Annotated in this window: 10 protein-coding genes; 7 read left to right on the plus strand and 3 right to left on the minus strand. The window is 55.8% G+C overall.

Annotated features, from left to right (window positions below; translation table 11 throughout):
• Positions 1 to 209: 209 nt before the first annotated feature.
• Together J0X19_RS23535 and J0X19_RS23540 are read right to left on the minus strand one after the other, a co-directional pair.
• On the minus strand, positions 210 to 830 hold the full coding sequence (locus J0X19_RS23535; RefSeq protein ID WP_206986872.1) for a T9SS type A sorting domain-containing protein: 621 nt from the start codon (positions 828 to 830) through the stop codon (positions 210 to 212).
• Between the two features lie 311 nt (positions 831 to 1141).
• Positions 1142 to 1906: a biotin--[acetyl-CoA-carboxylase] ligase gene (locus J0X19_RS23540; RefSeq protein ID WP_317194812.1), complete on the minus strand. Its 765-nt coding sequence runs from the start codon at positions 1904 to 1906 to the stop codon at positions 1142 to 1144.
• 42 nt (positions 1907 to 1948) lie between these two features.
• Between J0X19_RS23540 and rsfS the strand changes: the two genes are divergently transcribed.
• Together rsfS and ftsH are read left to right on the plus strand one after the other, a co-directional pair.
• Entirely contained in the window at positions 1949 to 2338 is a 390-nt protein-coding gene (gene rsfS / locus J0X19_RS23545; protein WP_206986874.1) for a ribosome silencing factor, read from the plus strand.
• Between the two features lie 98 nt (positions 2339 to 2436).
• Positions 2437 to 4557 carry an ATP-dependent zinc metalloprotease FtsH gene (gene ftsH, locus J0X19_RS23550; protein ID WP_206986875.1) on the plus strand — a complete coding sequence of 707 codons (2121 nt, stop codon included), beginning with the start codon at positions 2437 to 2439 and terminating at the stop codon, positions 4555 to 4557.
• A gap of 190 nt (positions 4558 to 4747) precedes the next feature.
• Here the strand turns inward: ftsH and J0X19_RS23555 are convergent, their stop codons facing one another.
• Complete coding sequence (locus J0X19_RS23555; RefSeq protein WP_206986876.1) at positions 4748 to 6040, minus strand: tetratricopeptide repeat protein; 1293 nt, start codon at positions 6038 to 6040, stop codon at positions 4748 to 4750.
• Positions 6041 to 6434: 394 nt separating this feature from the next.
• Between J0X19_RS23555 and J0X19_RS23560 the strand changes: the two genes are divergently transcribed.
• From J0X19_RS23560 to J0X19_RS23580, 5 genes are all read left to right on the plus strand, one after another.
• Positions 6435 to 7094: a LutC/YkgG family protein gene (locus tag J0X19_RS23560; RefSeq protein ID WP_206986877.1), complete on the plus strand. Its 660-nt coding sequence runs from the start codon at positions 6435 to 6437 to the stop codon at positions 7092 to 7094.
• Positions 7066 to 7851 (plus strand): UDP-2,3-diacylglucosamine diphosphatase, encoded by a 786-nt coding sequence (locus J0X19_RS23565; protein ID WP_206986878.1) that lies wholly within the window; start codon positions 7066 to 7068, stop codon positions 7849 to 7851. The genes J0X19_RS23560 and J0X19_RS23565 overlap by 29 nt, the downstream gene beginning before the upstream one ends.
• A 91-nt stretch (positions 7852 to 7942) precedes the next feature.
• Positions 7943 to 8806 carry a hypothetical protein gene (locus tag J0X19_RS23570; protein ID WP_206986879.1) on the plus strand — a complete coding sequence of 288 codons (864 nt, stop codon included), beginning with the start codon at positions 7943 to 7945 and terminating at the stop codon, positions 8804 to 8806.
• A gap of 189 nt (positions 8807 to 8995) precedes the next feature.
• Positions 8996 to 10159, plus strand: a complete 1164-nt coding sequence (locus tag J0X19_RS23575) for a zinc-dependent alcohol dehydrogenase (RefSeq protein WP_206986880.1) — start codon at positions 8996 to 8998, stop codon at positions 10157 to 10159.
• A gap of 328 nt (positions 10160 to 10487) precedes the next feature.
• Positions 10488 to 13139, plus strand: coding sequence for a S8 family serine peptidase (locus tag J0X19_RS23580; RefSeq protein ID WP_206986881.1), 2652 nt, complete (start codon positions 10488 to 10490; stop codon positions 13137 to 13139).
• The last annotated feature ends 89 nt before the right edge of the window (positions 13140 to 13228 follow it).

The following is a 13228-nucleotide window of genomic DNA, read 5'->3' on the forward strand; positions in this document are numbered from 1 at the left end:
GGTAAAATAGTAGAGGGGCAGGCCCCGGCCGTCGTCGCCTGACGCGGACTTGTGGTCAAGGAAGAGGAGTTACAGTTCAAAAGTAGAGAATAAATCCGGCCGCATGGTAGCTTATGCAACGCCTGGGTGAACCAGTGCCAGCTAGTGGATATAAAAAAAGCGGCCAAGTAGCGGCCGCTTTTTCAAAAGACAAAATAAAAAGAAGTCGATTAGTTCTGTAGTACGAATCTTTTCGTAGAAACTACCTTGTCGTTCATCACCAAGCTATAGAAATACATGCCTGCTGGCAAATCCGACAAGTTGAGCGGTATGCCGGCACTGGCCGCCTCCGGTTGGAGCATGAAGCTGCGAATCTCCCGTCCCAGAATGTTAGTGAGGCGCAGTTTGTAAGCTGAATTCACTTTTTGATTTACCGTCACTACCACCAAGCCTTTGCTGGGGTTCGGGTATACGTTCAGCATGGTGCTGGCCGCTTTGGCATCGAGGGTAGCCAATGGAGCGTTGGGGTCAACCACGATGCTGCCATTCATACCTGCGTGGGCCGAGCAGTGGTAGGCGAAAGTGCCGGCCGTGGAAAGCGGAGTAGTGGTAAACGAGGTATTGGAAGTGCTAATGACAAACGTCTGCCACAACGCCGGATTGGAGTCCGACACGGTAGGGTGGGAGCTAGTGCCTACGTTCAGGAAGCGCACTTGGTCACCGGGGCGGATAGTAACAGTAGCCGGACGGTAAAAATTGTCGCCTACTTCCACTACCACTGTAGCAGCATACGAGGAAAGCGAGCCTAATATCAGGCCCAGAATTCCAACCAAACGAGTAGAAATTTTCATGAGTGAGCAGCTTCGGTAAAGAGGTTCCAAAGCAAGGAACTTCTAAATATAGGGTTTTTTAGTTATTTTGACATAGCAACTGTTTGAAATAACAGCCGCTACATTCCAAGTTTAGCTAGACAAGCACCGTGCCTAATTACAAGCCGTAACCTGAACCATAGATGAAGCAAGGGCCAAAAAGGTTGCGTTGAGCTTAAAGTGCTCGGCTATTTCTCTGTAACTCGTAAAACGATGCTCAAAGGTTGCCTGCTCCTGCCAGCGAGAAAAAGGAAATAGGTAAAAAGCTCCTGTTTACCGACTAATCGGCTACTTCAGATGATGTAGCGGATTTCTTTAAGGTCGAAATAACGCACCTGTCCGCTTGTCAGTACGGCCAAGCGGCCTGCCTCATCTACATCTATAATCTCGCCGGTTATCTGCCGTCCATCTACCTCATAGGCATGCGGTTGCCGATACCGGTAAAGCACCTGCCGGTAGTCGTGGCGGATGGCGGCAAGGCGGCCAGCGCGAAGTTGCAAATAGCGCCGTTCCAGGTGTTCGAGTAAGCGGCTCGCCAGTAGCTCCAGCGAGTAAGCGCGGCCGGTAAGCGACGCCAACGAAGCCGCGGTAGCTGTGCCAAACTCCTGCTGATTGATATTTATCCCAATTCCAACCACGCTATGCTGAATCATTGTGCCACTGAGCGTGTTTTCAATCAGGATACCCCCTAGCTTTCGGTTTCCAAAGAAAATGTCGTTTGGCCACTTCACCCGAAGCGCGGGGTCGGGGCCAAGCAGCGTCACCAGCCAGTCGTGCACGGCCAGCGCTACCGCTTGGCTCAGCAGAAACTGGTCGGGAGCGGGCAGAAACGACGGCCGCCACACCACCGACAGCGTCAGGTTTTCGCCGGGCGCAGCTTCCCACCGATTACCGCGCTGGCCTCGGCCGGCGGTCTGTTTGTCGGTTATTACCACGCAGCCGTCGGTGGCGCGGTTTCTGTGAATAAGATCTTGTGCTTCGCTGTTGGTAGAAGCACATTCGGGCAGCGAAACCACTTGGCGGCCCGTGAATAACGTTTGGGGGGAAAGTGCCTCCACGTGTTTTTCGTACTTTGTGATGATCAAACCTAACAATACCCTATGAAAAGTACCCCGGTTCGGCAGGATTCGGACAAGTTGGCAGATGTAGTAGTACGCGGCATGCAGGAAAAGAAAGGCCTGGATATCGTGGTGATGAACCTCAAGGAGCTCAAAAATGCCGTGTCAGATTATTTTATCGTCTGCTCGGCTTCGTCAGATACCCAACTCGACGCCATTGCGCGTTCGGTGGAGGAAGAAGTGGAAAAGCTAACCGGCCAGAACCCTTGGCAAACGGAAGGCCGCATGAACCGCGAATGGGTGCTGCTCGACTACGTAGATGTAGTAGTGCACATTTTCCTGCGCGACCGTCGGCAGTTCTACGCGTTGGAAGAGTTGTGGGGCGATGCTGAAATCACCTACATCGAAGAGGAAACTGTTCCGGCCCGATAGTACCATAAAGTAAAGTGCGTCCGTTTTCGTCTAGTAGCGGGAACAAACGCACTGGCGGGGTGTTCCGCCTTTGTTTTTTGCCTTAGCCCAATCTATACATGTCAGATAACACGCCCAAAAAGAAAAAGCCCATGCTGCCCAACCCGACGCCAAAGCCGGGTATGCAACTCTGGCTGCTCGCTGGGCTGGTTCTGTTTCTGTGCGCTTGGCTGTTCTTTAACCAGAGCGGCAGCAAAGTGGAAATAAACCAGCAAAAATTCGAGCAGATGTACGCCGCCGGTGATGTGCGCGACGTGCGCTTGCTCACCGACCGCTCGGAGGTGGAAGTGTCGTTGAAAAACGAGGCAGTGCGCTCCGGCAAATATCGGGAGTTACTTTCCCGTCGTGGCCCGCTTGCTTTCGATGCCAGCCCTCAGTTCGGTTTCCGGGTAGTCGATGGCAAAACCTTCAAGGAGGATTTCGAGAAGCTGCAAGCTAACGTGCCAGTTGACCAGCGCATCGGCATTACGTTCGATACCCGCAATGGCTACGGCGACTTAGTTACCACCTGGGGCCTCACCATTCTGTTGTTCGTTGGTTTCTGGTTCCTGATGCGCCGCATGAGTGGTGGCGCGGGTGCCGGTGGTCAGATTTTCAACATTGGTAAGAGTCGTGCAGCTCTGTTTGAAGGCGGCGACAAAGTGAAAATCACCTTTAAAGACGTAGCTGGTCTGGAAGAGGCGAAGGAGGAAGTCCAGGAAATTGTAGAGTTCCTGAAGAACCCTTCCAAGTTCACCATCCTAGGCGGTAAAATCCCGAAGGGTGCCTTGCTAGTTGGTCCTCCTGGTACCGGTAAAACGTTGCTGGCCAAAGCAGTAGCTGGCGAAGCCGATGTGCCTTTCTTCTCGCTCTCGGGGTCCGACTTCGTGGAAATGTTTGTAGGGGTAGGTGCCGCCCGTGTGCGCGACCTGTTCAAGCAAGCCAAATCGAAAGCGCCCTGCATCATCTTCATCGATGAAATTGACGCCGTAGGCCGTAGCCGTTCGCGCGGCAACATGCCCGGTGGCAATGATGAGCGTGAAAACACGCTGAACTCATTGCTGGTGGAAATGGACGGTTTCGGCACCGATTCGGGCGTAATTATCTTGGCTGCTACCAACCGCCCCGATACGCTCGACTCCGCCTTGCTGCGCCCCGGCCGCTTCGACCGGCAGATTAGCATTGATAAGCCAGACATCAACGGCCGCACTGAGATTTTCCAGGTGCACTTAAAGCCTCTTACGCTGGGCCCTGATGTAGAGGCCCGTCGTTTGGCCGCTCAAACCCCAGGTTTCGCGGGTGCTGAAATTGCCAACGTCTGCAACGAAGCCGCCCTCATTGCCGCGCGCCGCGACAAGAAATTTATCAGCATGCAGGATTTCACTGATGCTGTTGACCGGGTTATTGGTGGTTTGGAGAAGAAGAACAAGATCATCAGCCCTGATGAGAAGCGCATTGTAGCCTACCACGAAGCTGGCCACGCCATTGCCGGCTGGTTCCTAGAGCACGCCGATCCGCTGGTGAAGGTGAGCATTGTACCTCGTGGCGTAGCCGCGCTGGGCTACGCTCAATACTTGCCGCGGGAGCAATTCCTATATAACACCGAGCAACTCACCGACGAAATGTGCATGACCTTGGGTGGACGGGCCGCCGAAGAAATCGTGTTTGGCAAAATTTCGACGGGTGCTTTGTCGGACTTGGAGCGCATCACCAAGATGGCTTACTCCATCGTGACGATGTACGGCATGAACGCCAAACTCGGCAACGTATCATACTACGACTCGAAAGGGCAAAATGAGTACGGTTTCTCGAAGCCTTACTCGGAGTCCACTTCGCAAATGATTGACGAGGAAGTGCGCAACATCATCGAAAACGCGTATATCCGCACTAAAGACCTGCTGACCGAACGGCGGCACGAGTTGGAAGTGGTGGCCAAGGAACTGCTCGATAAAGAAGTGCTGCTGCAAGACGACTTAGAGCGGTTGGTAGGTAAGCGCCCACACGGCGTGCAAACCAATTACCAAGCGCACATGGCTGGTACCGACCGGAGCGAAACCCTCAGTGAGCGGAAGCAGGAGCACCCCGGTGTTCCACTGAGCGACGACCTCCCCGACCTGAACCTCCCTGGCATTGATGCAGACCTGCCGAACAGCAGCAACTCATCGGCTGGCTCAGGTGGCAGTGTGGTAACACCGATGTAATCAAGACACCTTAGTAATGCGGAAAGGCCAGCCTTTAGAGGCTGGCCTTTTTGTTTGCCGGAAAATAGCAACGCAAAGCTCCGACTTTGCGCTTCGTTGTATGACTGGTACCCTCGTACCAACGATAAACGTGCAGCGTCAGCAACGATGCGCAAGGCCGGCCCTTTGCGCTGCTATCGTTTCAAATACACTATTTGGCTGCTCTCACGTCCAGGGCCGATAGGCGCGCTTTAGCGCTAAGCTTTTTGGCTGGGTAGTCGGAAGAGTAAATGGCGTTGGACTGATGGGAACTGGCCTTCATCAGCTTACGGTTCTTCAAGTAGTCTTTGGCCTCGTTGTAGATATCGGATTTGCGCTCGGCTTTCTCCAGCACCACTTGGAAGTAGCGCCGGGCCACGCTCACGTTGTTCTCTTCCTCCGCAATTTTGGCCAGGTTGTAGTTGGCATGCACATAATATCCTACGCCAGTTTGCCCGGTAGCCTCCGAAAACACCACGCAACGCTGGAAGTAGTCTTTGGCTTTCGCTGAGTCCTTGTACTTGTTCTGGTTAAGCCAGCCTAAATAGTACGTGGCGTACCGGCCGCTGAACCCTTCGTAGCCGGGCATACCGCGGTTTAGCTTATCCAGAATATCGAGGCTGACCTGCTCGCATTTGCGGTGCTCTCCGTTGTTGAAGCACAGCATGGCGTAATACCGCTCGAAATAGCCATTGTCGGGGTATTCGGTGGCTAGCTTGCGGGCTACTTGCAAGGCGGCGGCCGAGTTGTTTTCCCGCTCACTGCCCAGTATTTTCATCAGAAAAAACTTGGCTTCGGGACCGGCATAGAAGCCGTTATCAGCCACGCTTTTAATTTGCTGTAAGCCCAACTGACGATTGCCTTTCGGGAAAAGCAGCAGGATGGGGCGCAACCACGGATGCTCTTCGGAAATCCAGGCAGCGTAGTAATTGAACAAGCCCTGACCCAGTAAAAATTCGGGGCTCAGGCCGTTGGCTTCTTTGCTTTTGTCGAGGTAATCGAGGGCGCGCTTGCTGCTGATAGTGGCCTTGCGCAGGTCGTGGCGCTCAGCGTGCAGGCGGGCATCAAAGCCGTAAGCAGCCGCCAGGAAAAAACAGGCTTCGTAATTTTTATTGTCGATATCATAGAGCCGCTCACCTTTGGTAATGGCGGTATCCATGTAGGCGAAAAACGTTTTGTCGTAGATGGTATTGGTAACGTTGCTGGGCATGATTTTCCACCAAGTGCTCAGCCCCATCAGGAAATAGGGCATGGGGTGCTGGGGGTAGCGGCGGCGCAACGAGCGAAACTGCTTCTCGGCTTGGTCGTGCTTGGAATTGTAGATGTTGTGTACGGCGCCGTCTAGCTCCGTCTGGATATCCTTGTTAAGGAGCAGCCAGTTTTTCATGTCCACTACGTCAGGCGATATGTCCACGTTTTCCAGCGCAATGTTGCGCATGCCATTCACCAGCGTTGAATCCGGCAACTGAGCAAAGCAGGTAGTGGGCAGTATGAAGAAAGCTAGCAAAATATATCCTGCTAGCATCGCCGCCTGTTTTTTGATATTTGTAGACGTTATTTGTATAGGATAGTATTTTTTCTTCATGGCTCAATCCTTTGAAGTGTAAAATTAGCCTATTATTAACGATTATATGCTGTGTTTGGATTGATAAATATAGGATATTAGTAACTATGATGAAAAACAAGATTGCTGTATTATAATAAGTTAAGGTAAATTATTGCTGCAACTAAAATTAATACTATTTAAATATGGGAGTAGGATGTGAAGTTTGCGCACAGGCTGTATGAGGTCGGATGCCTAGCGCGGTTAGCGGGCCCGATTATCTGCTTTCTACGCATGGGCTTGTTACCTTTGGGATATGCCCGAATCGTCCCGCGACATTATTCTGCGCCGTATCCGCGAATCGCTCCGGCAGCCCACGCTGGCCAAGCCTGCTCCCGATTTCACTGCGCCGCTGCACCCGCGTGCCACCGGCGACTTGGCCGTGGCATTTGCTGAAAGTTTCGTGCGAGTAGGCGGGCAGCTATACTTCTGCGAGTCGGAGGAGCATTTCTACGACCAGCTATTTGCCTACAAAAAGGAAAAAGCCCTGGAACACCTGTATGTATGGGAGCCGGAGCTGAAAAAGATTCTGCACGCCGGCGGGCTGGTCTTCAACCAAGACGAGACGAAGTTTGTGGCGCATGCCGACGCTGGCCTGACAACCTGCGAGGCCCTGATTGCCCGCACCGGCAGCCTGCTGGTTTCGGCGGCTACGAGCAGCGGGCGTCGCCTGAGCGTGTACCCCGATCAGCACTTGGTGCTGGCCCGTACCTCGCAGGTAGTGGCCGATATTGGGGACGCCCTGCGCAACCTGGAGTTGAAATACGGTCCGGAGCATCTGCCCTCCATGATTTCGCTTACCACCGGCCCCAGCCGCACGGCCGATATTGAAAAAACTCTTGTGCTCGGTGCCCACGGTCCGCGCAGCCTTGTTTTGTTTTTGCTGGATGACGAAACCACCCCCTCGGCTGCCTGATCTGGCATTGCCCTCCGGAAAGCGCGTTTACTTTGCTTCCGATTTTCATCTTGGCGTTCCGGATGCGGCCAGCTCATTGGCGCGGGAGCGGCGCATTGTGCGTTGGCTGGATACTGTGGCCCAAGACGCCGCCGCCATTTATCTGCTCGGCGACATTTTCGACTTCTGGTTTGAGTACAAGCACGCCATTCCGCGCGGCTTCATCCGGCTGCAAGGCAAGCTGGCTGAGCTGACCGACGCGGGCCTGCCGGTTACGTTCTTTACCGGCAACCACGACATGTGGATGTTCGATTATTTCACTCAAGAGCTTGGCATCCCAATTCTGCGGCACCCGGTTAGCCAGCTGATTGGAGGGCGCGAGTTCCACATCGGGCACGGCGACGGCCTGGGGCCCAAGGATTACACCTATAAAGTACTGAAGCGGGTGTTTGCCTCGCCGGTGGCGCAGTGGCTGTTTGCGCGCCTTCACCCCAACTTAGGCATTGGCATTGCCAATGGCTGGAGCCGCCGCAGCCGGGTGCAGAACACCAAGGAAGACGAGAAGTATTTCGGGGAAGAAGAATGGCTGCTGGTGTACTGCCGGGAGCTGGAAAAACTATTCCATCATGATTACTACGTGTTCGGGCACCGCCACCTGCCCCTCGACGTACCAGTAGCTCCCGGCAGTCGTTATTTGAATTTAGGCGAATGGGTCAATTATTGCTCCTACGGCGTGTATGATGGTAATGACTTGGTGTTGCAGCATTTCGAGAAGTAAGAGCTTAGAAGTGAGAACCGAGAGCATAGGGCCAACAGCTATTAAGAGGTGGTTTGGGCTCGGGCTGCTTTTAGTTCTTAGCTCTTGCTTTTTGGTTCCGTGCTACGCCCAAATCAACGTGCCCACGCCGGCTTCGGTGTTGCCACCCAGCCAGCAGCCCACTCCGGCGCAGGCAGCTCCGGCCGTTGCCAAGCCAGACGCACCCACTGCTTCCGCCTGGACGCTGGTGCGCACCATTGCGCTGCCCCGGTCGGGCGTGGCCTCGCTTGACAGGCGTGGCACGCTGTACGTAGCCGATGCGCAAAACAACGTGCGGCAATACGGAGCCGATGGGCAGTTGCTGAACACCTACTCGCCCCCGCTGCCGGGGCACATTGCGCAGATTGAGGCTTGGAACACCACCAAGATTCTGGTTTTCTACGACGACCGGCAGGAATTACTGCTCCTCGACCGGTTTGCCGCGCCCATCAGCCAGTTCAATCTGTTGGATTTGCTGGATGGTACCGCCCGCGCCACCACCCTAGCCCCCGACGACCGGCTGTGGCTGCTCAACGAATCAGACCTGACCCTGCGCCAGTTCGATCCGGCGCAACCCCGCAACACCCGCAATACCCCGCTCGACCTGCTGATTGGGCGTTCCAAGCCCGATTTTCGCTTTCTGCGCGAGTATCAGAACAACCTGTATCTGGTGGATAGGGTGAACGGGATTTACGTGTTCGATAACCTGGGCAACTACCGCAAAAAACTGCCCTTCGCCAACCTGACGACCATCGGCTTCCGGGGCGACGAGCTGTACTTTCTGGCCGATGGTGCTGTGCAGCTGTTCCACCTTTACAACCTTACCCAACGGGCTCTGCCACTGCCCGTCCCGGCTGCTGAGGTGCGGCAGATTCTGCTGGGTGAAGGGTACGCCTACGTTTTTACGGCGGCAGGCGTGCAAGTGTACAAGCTGTAGCACAAAGCTCCGCCTCACGCCGTAGCCTACAGTTGCTTAGCCTTCCATTACCCATACCAAGTTTTCGAGGGAGGCTAGGAGCCTGAGTGCGAGCAAGCTGGGCAATAACCCCGGTGTAAGACCAGCCGTTAGCCTTGTACCGGTTGCAACCGGCCTGCTCCTTATCTACTTCCAAAACCTTACCTTGCTATGAAGGCACTAGTGTACCACGGTATGAAAGACGTGCGCGTCGATACCGTTGATGATCCGAAAATCGAAGACGCGCGCGACGCCATTATCCGGGTGACCAGTACCGCCATTTGCGGTTCCGATTTGCACATCTACAATGGCAGTATTCCGCAGCCCCGGCCCATGGTACTTGGGCACGAGTTCATGGGCATTGTAGAGGAAGTAGGTAAAGGCGTCGGGGGCAAGCTCAAGGTCGGCGACCGGGTGGTGGTGCCGTTTCCGGTGGCCTGCGGCACTTGCTACTTCTGCAACCACGAGCTGCCCGGCCACTGCGAAAACTCCAACCCCGAACACTACGGCCCCGAAGGCGGCTTGCTGACCGAAAAAGGCGGCGCCCTCTTTGGCTACACCGATTTGTACGGCGGCTACAACGGCGGCCAGGCCGAGTACGTGCGTGTACCCTACGCCGACTTCGGCCCGCGCGTCATTCCTGATTCGCTGACCGACGAGCAGGCACTGTTCCTGACCGATATTTTCCCAACTGGCTACTCTGGCATCGACTGGGCCGACGTGAAAGGCGGTGAAATCATTGCCATTTTCGGGTCGGGGCCGGTGGGTATTATGGCGGCCAAATCGGCATGGCTGCGCGGGGCGGCCCGCGTGATTATCGTAGACACCCAGCAATACCGCCTCGACAAAGCCAAGGCGTCGGCTAATGTGGAAACCATTCTGTGGGAAAACGCCAAAGATGTGGTAGAGCAAATCCGGGCCATGAGCGAAGGACGTGGGGCCGACGTGTGCGTGGAAGCCGTAGGGTTCGAGCCCGACCGGGACCTGCTCGACCGGGCTAAGGCCGTTATCAACCTGGAGAAAGGCTCGCCGAAAGTGCTGGAAGCCTGCATGAGTGCCGTGCGCCGCGGCGGTACCGTCACGATTCTGGGCGTGTACGGCACACCGTTCGACAACTTCCCGGTGGGGCAGCTTTTCGACAAAGGCATCAAGCTAATGGGGGGACAAGCCCCGGCGCACAAGCATATCGACAAGCTGCTACAATACGTCATCGACGGCAAAGTGGTGCTTGACGATATTATTTCGCACCGCCTGCCGCTGGCCGAAGCCGCCCACGGCTACGACATCTTCCGCAACAAGAAAGACAACTGCCTGAAAGTGGTGCTGAAGCCATAGTACGGTTTGCTCGTCTTTATTACAGCGTAGAAAGAGCCTGCTGCTAGCAGGCTCTTTTTGCATTTTAAAGCGGCTTACGAAGGCGCTATATGTTTAACTTAAAGCGGTTTTGGAGGTAGGGGCGGGGCTTGCCCCCGCCCTTACGCCGGCGCCTTTTCAACGATTTCGTTCGACGAGGTGCGGGGGGCAAGCCCCGCCCCTACCTCCAAAACTGCTGTGTGCAGGGTGGTTTTTGCCGCGCCGTGCATAAGTGAGGGTTTTTGTTAACTTTGAAAGAAGCCGCGCCGTAAGATATTGCCCGGCGGGATGCGCCGATTTACTATCGTCTATGTTACTCAATGCTATCCGGGGCTGGCTTCGGGTCTGTCTCCCGCTTAGTGTATGGGTTATGGCTGGCACCGGCCCGTTGGCAGCTCAGCACAAACTGACTCCTGAGGTCAGCAAACTAGCGCCCACAGTTCGAGCAACGGGTTCCGGCAAGCAAACCGTGCGGGTGAGCGTTGTAAACCGGGCCGCATTCAGGGAGTGGGCGCGCCAGACGTTGCCGGGTACCCGAGTACAGGATGAGCCTAGTCAGCCAGATTTGGTGTTGGTGGCCGGACTAACCAAGGCGCAACTAGAGGTGCTGCTCGCCTCGCCCTTGGTGCAGTTTGTGGATGCGCCCAACCGCCCCGCTCACGAAGAGCGGCGCCTAGACCGAGCCAATCCGGTGGTGAATGGGGTGGCAGCGGTGCACCGGCAGTATCCGGCGCTTACGGGGCAGGGCCTCACGGTTTCGGTGAAGGAAAACCTGTTCGACCCTACCGATATTGATTTTAAAGGCCGGATAGTTGACGTAACAGCTTCCTCGGCGCCAGTGTCGGAGCACGCCTCCGTAATGGCTTCACTTATTGCAGGGGGCGGCAACTCGGCCCCTAGCGGCAAGGGGGCTGCCTGGCAAGCCCGCCTCACCCCGGCCGACTATGCCAACCTGCTGCCCGATAACCTGACCGACCTGAACCGGCGCGGCGTAAGTGTGCAAAACCACTCCTACGGCACTGGCCTCGAAAATTATTACGGCCTCGAATCCCGCGCCTACGATGCCCAGGCGCGGCAGAACCCAGCACTGCTGCACGTGTTTTCCTCGGGCAACTCCGGCAACCTGGCTCCTGACACCGGACGGTACGAGGGTCTGAGCGCAGTGGCCAACCTAACGGGGCAGTTCAAGATGTCGAAGAACACGCTGAGCGTGGGTGCTACTGATGCGCAAGGTGTAGTAGCGCTTTTAAGCTCCCGGGGGCCCGCCTACGATGGCCGCGTGAAGCCCGAACTGGTGGCTTTCGGCGACGATGGTTCTTCCGATGCCGCAGCGCTGGTGTCGGGTATCAGCCTGCTGGCTCAGCAAGCCTACCGCAACCTGAATGGTGGCGCGCTACCTCCCAGCTCGTTGGTAAAAGCCGCTCTGCTCAACAGCGCCGACGATACGGGCCGCCCCGAAGTGAATTTTGAATCAGGCTTCGGGCAGGTGGATGCGCTGGGCACCGTGCGAACTATTCTGGATGGACGCTACCAAACTGGTACAGTAGGGCAGGGGCAACGGGAGCGGTTTCAGATAATGCCGCCCTTAGATGCTCGAAAGCTTAAAGTAACTCTCGTTTGGACCGATCCTGAAGCTGCTGCTAACGCTTCTCAGGCTCTGGTTAATGATTTAGACTTGGAAGTGTTCATGGTAGACTACCGTAGCATTCGTACGGTCCGCTATTTGCCTTGGACGCTAAGTGCCTATCCAAACCTGGATTCGTTGAGGTTGCCAGCTCGTCGGCGCGCTGACCATATCAACAACGTTGAGCAGGTGACTGTAGCAACTGAGGATTCTGTCTACTATATGGTAATCGTGCGTGGCTTCAACGTAACGGCTGGGCCGCAGGCGTTCAGTGTGGCGTATGAGTTCGAGCAGGAGTTTGAATGGCTGGCTCCGCTGACTACGCGCAGCTTTCAGGCGGGCGCCACCGAGCAGATACGCTGGCAATGGGCCGGGCCAGCTACCACTGCCCGCCTGGAATACAAGCCGCTTAGTGCCACCAGCTGGCAGCTCATCACCCCCAGCCTCGACCTTAGCCAAGGCAGTTACGCGTGGCAGGTACCCGATATAGCCGCGCCGGTGCAGTTGCGCTTAGTCACGGCTGATACCACCTATGTGTCCGATACCGTAGCGGTTACGCGGGCTTTGGAACTGCAAGTTGGATATGCTTGTGCCGAAGAGGGGCTGCTGTACTGGAACCGGGTGCCGGGAGCCACCGCCTACCAAGTGTACCGGCTGGGCGCCACGCATTTGCAACCGTTCCAAATCACCACCGATACCACGCTGGTACTTTCCAAAGCGCAGCAAGACATAGCCAGCCAGTACGCGGTAGAACCCGTGTTGGGGCCAGTACGCGGTACGCGCAGCATCACGCTCGATTTGGCCAACACGGGCCTTAATTGCTATATCCGGTCGTTTGTGCCGCGCCAAGTAGTTGCCGATACGGTGCAGCTGCAACTAGAACTGGGTAGTACGTTCCGGCTACAATCGGTGGAGTTGCAGCGCCGGGAGCAGGGCGAATTTCAACCCATTCAAACCATCCGCTCGGCCTTCACGCTTAGTACCACATTCACAGACCTTACCGCTGCTACCGGCCGCAACGAGTATCGGGTGCGGCTACAGGATACCAACGGCCGCGTTTTCTACAGCCAAACAGAAGCCGCCTACCTGGTCCGCCCCAACGACCTGCTGGTATTCCCGGTGCCGGTAGTGGTAGGGGAGCCGCTGCGCGTAGTTGGGGAGCCAGGAGTGCCGCTGCATTTGCACCTCTTCGACAGCCTCGGGCGGTTAGTGCGCGAAACCACTGTGGAGGGAACCATCAACGACTTCGATACCAACGGGCTACGGGCTGGGGTGTACATGCTGCGTGCTCGTACGGCCACCGGCGCTACCATCACCCGCCGGATTGTGCTGCTCTAATTCGCTAATAGTTAAGAACGTGTTTGGGAATTACGCACAAGTAGCTCGTCGGAGGGACAGAGTTAAGTTAGCAACTAGCAGCCAAGCGG

It is taken from the genome of Hymenobacter telluris (assembly GCF_017313265.1).
GTDB classification, from domain to species: domain Bacteria; phylum Bacteroidota; class Bacteroidia; order Cytophagales; family Hymenobacteraceae; genus Hymenobacter; species Hymenobacter telluris.

Excerpts from the sequence above, each read along its gene's own strand:
- J0X19_RS23575 (WP_206986880.1), top strand. The coding sequence starts at position 8,996 with ATGAAGGCACTAGTGTACCACGGTATGAAAGACGTGCGCGTCGATACC.
- J0X19_RS23565 (WP_206986878.1), top strand. The coding sequence starts at position 7,066 with ATGACGAAACCACCCCCTCGGCTGCCTGATCTGGCATTGCCCTCCGGA.
- rsfS (WP_206986874.1), top strand. The coding sequence starts at position 1,949 with ATGAAAAGTACCCCGGTTCGGCAGGATTCGGACAAGTTGGCAGATGTA.
- J0X19_RS23580 (WP_206986881.1), top strand. The coding sequence starts at position 10,488 with ATGTTACTCAATGCTATCCGGGGCTGGCTTCGGGTCTGTCTCCCGCTT.
- J0X19_RS23560 (WP_206986877.1), top strand. The coding sequence starts at position 6,435 with ATGCCCGAATCGTCCCGCGACATTATTCTGCGCCGTATCCGCGAATCG.
- J0X19_RS23535 (WP_206986872.1), bottom strand. The coding sequence starts at position 830 with ATGAAAATTTCTACTCGTTTGGTTGGAATTCTGGGCCTGATATTAGGC.
- ftsH (WP_206986875.1), top strand. The coding sequence starts at position 2,437 with ATGTCAGATAACACGCCCAAAAAGAAAAAGCCCATGCTGCCCAACCCG.